At 69.6% G+C, this 2401-nt stretch carries 2 protein-coding genes; both read left to right on the forward strand.

Annotation, left to right across the window (positions count from 1 at the left end; all coding sequences use genetic code 11):
• The coding region (locus IRZ31_RS21205; RefSeq protein ID WP_297157728.1) for a hydantoinase B/oxoprolinase family protein at positions 1 to 452 on the forward strand (452 nt) is incomplete at its 5' end.
• Between the two features lie 66 nt (positions 453 to 518).
• Positions 519 to 2297, forward strand: a complete 1779-nt coding sequence (locus IRZ31_RS21210; RefSeq protein WP_297157729.1) for an NB-ARC domain-containing protein — start codon at positions 519 to 521, stop codon at positions 2295 to 2297.
• The last annotated feature ends 104 nt before the right edge of the window (positions 2298 to 2401 follow it).

Below are 2401 nucleotides of genomic sequence, written 5' to 3' on the forward strand. Positions count from 1 at the left end.
AGACAATGGGGGGTGGCATGGGGGCCCGCCCGGGCCTCGATGGGCTGTCGGGGGTGCATACGCATATGAGCAATACGTTGAATACGCCGGTGGAGGCGTTCGAGTATGCCTATCCCATGCGGGGGACGCGCTATGCGCTGCGCGATGGGGGGGGGGGCGCGGGCCAGGGGGGGGGGGGCGATGGGCTGGTGCGCGAGATCCGCTTTGAGGCGCCTGCTGAGGTGACGCTGCTGACGGAGCGGCGCCGCCTGCCGCCCTATGGCCTGCAGGGGGGAGAGCCGGGGCGCTGCGGGGAAAACTGGCTCTATCGCCGCGATGGCGAGGTGACCTTGCTGCCGGGCAAGGTGCATTTCCGCGCTGAGCCGGGCGATCGCCTGGTGATCGCCTCGCCTGGCGGTGGTGGCTGGGGGCAGGCGCCCGCGCCTGCGCTGGCGGCAGCCGAGGGTGCCTAGCGCGGGCTGGCCCGCCCGGGCCGGGCTGGACCAGGCCGGTCGTCATCTCCTGCAGGAGTGCCCACGATGAAACCGAATCTGCGTCTGAGACATGAGCGCGAGATGCGAGGCTGGTCGCAGGCCAGGGTCGCCGAGGCCATCGGCTCGTCTGAGAAGAATGTCAGTCGCTGGGAGCGGGGAGTCTCCTCGCCGCAGCCCTATTATCGCGAGAGGCTCTGTCAGCTCTTCGGCAAGAGCGCCCGCGAGCTGGGCTTTGTGGAGGAGGCCGGGGGTGGGCTGCAGGAGCGCGAGACCTCCCCAGGTCAGGGCCGTCAGGAGCGGGTGCTTGATCCGACGATGCCGCCGCTGCCAAACGAGGGGCGCGGCCTGGTCGGGCGCGAGACTCTGCTCGGGGAGCTGACGGCCCAGCTCTGTGCCGGGCGCTCGCTGGCGCTCTGTGGGTTGCCTGGGGTGGGGAAGACCGCTCTGGCCGTGACGTTGGCGCACGATCCGCGCGTGCTGGCGCGCTTTGAGGCGGGGGTGCTCTGGGCGGGCCTGGGGCCGCGCCCGAATGTGTTGGAGCATCTGCGCCGCTGGGAGCAGTTGCTGGGGGTGCCGCCGGCAACGGGAGAGCTGTCGCTGGAGGCGCGGGCCCGTGCCTTGCGGACGGCCATCGGGCAGCGCGGCTTTGTGCTGGTCATCGATGATGTTTGGGAGCTGGAGGCGGCTCTGGCTTTCAAGATCGGGGGGCCGCGCTCGGTCTTGATCGCCACGACGCGCTTTCCGCGCCTGGCGCTGGCGATCGCCGGTGAGGGAGCGCGGACGATTCATGAGCTGGAGAGCGCCGACGGGCTGGCTTTGCTGGCGCAGTGGGCGCCGGAGGTGGTGGCGCACGATCGGCGCGCGGCTTTGAGCCTGGTCGAGGAGGTTGGGGGGCTGCCGCTGGCTTTGACCCTGCTGGGGAAGTATTTACAGTCTCAGGCCCATAGCGGCCAGCCGCGTCGCCTGCAGGCGGCCCTGGCCCGCTTGCGCAGCTCGCATCAGCGCCTGCATGTCAGCGAGATGCGCGGTCCACTGGAGCAGCCGCCGCATCTGGCCTGGGGGACGCCGCTCTCGCTGCAGTCGGCCATTGCTGTCAGTGATCAGCAGCTCGATGAGCAGGCGCGTGAGGTGCTGCGCGCCTTGTCGGTCTTCCCGCCGAAGCCGAATAGCTTTAGCGAGGAGGCGGCCCTGGCGGTGGCCCAGGCTCCGCCGGAGGCGCTGGATGCTCTGGTCGATGCCGGCCTGTTGGAGAGCAGCGGCGCCGGACGCTATTTGTTGCATCAGACGATTGCCGATTATGCCAGCGCTCATCTGCGCGATCCGCAGGCCGGCGAGCGCCTGGTGGCCTATGTGACGGGCCTGCTGGAGCGGCATGGGAACGACGATGCCGCTCTGGAGCTGGAGAGCCGCAATATTGTGGCCGGCCTGCAGTATGCTTTTGAGAATGGACGCCATGCGCGCTTTATCCGCGGGGTGTTGGCCTTTGCGCCCTTTCTGCGCCGGCGTGGCTTTTATGATCTGGCCCGTCTCTATTTGCAGCGCGCCTATCAGATTGCTATCTGGTCGAGCGATGCGGCGACGCAGGGGCGTCTCTTGTTGGGTCTAGGCGAGGTGGCGCTGCGTCAGGGCGATCTGAAGGCGGCGGGCGGCTATCTGCGCGAGGCGCTGGTGCTGGTGCGTGAGGGCAGGCTGCGGCGCGAGTGGCGGCGCGTTCTGCGCCTGTTGCGCTATCTGGCCTGGCGCCAGGGCGAGGTTGAGCGGGCCGCCGATTATGGGCGCGAGCTGGCGGTGCTGGTGGCGGAGGAGGGCGGCGGCGACGGCTGAGGCCGGGGCAGGGTCTCGCGCATGAGCAGGGCGGCGAGGCAGCCCGAGAGGAAGGTGAGGAGGGCGACCAGGCCGATGGCCCAGGGAATCGAGAGCAGGTCGGC

Origin of the sequence: Thermogemmatispora sp. (assembly GCF_019683635.1) — a bacterium.
Classification (GTDB): Bacteria; Chloroflexota; Ktedonobacteria; order Ktedonobacterales; family Ktedonobacteraceae; genus Thermogemmatispora.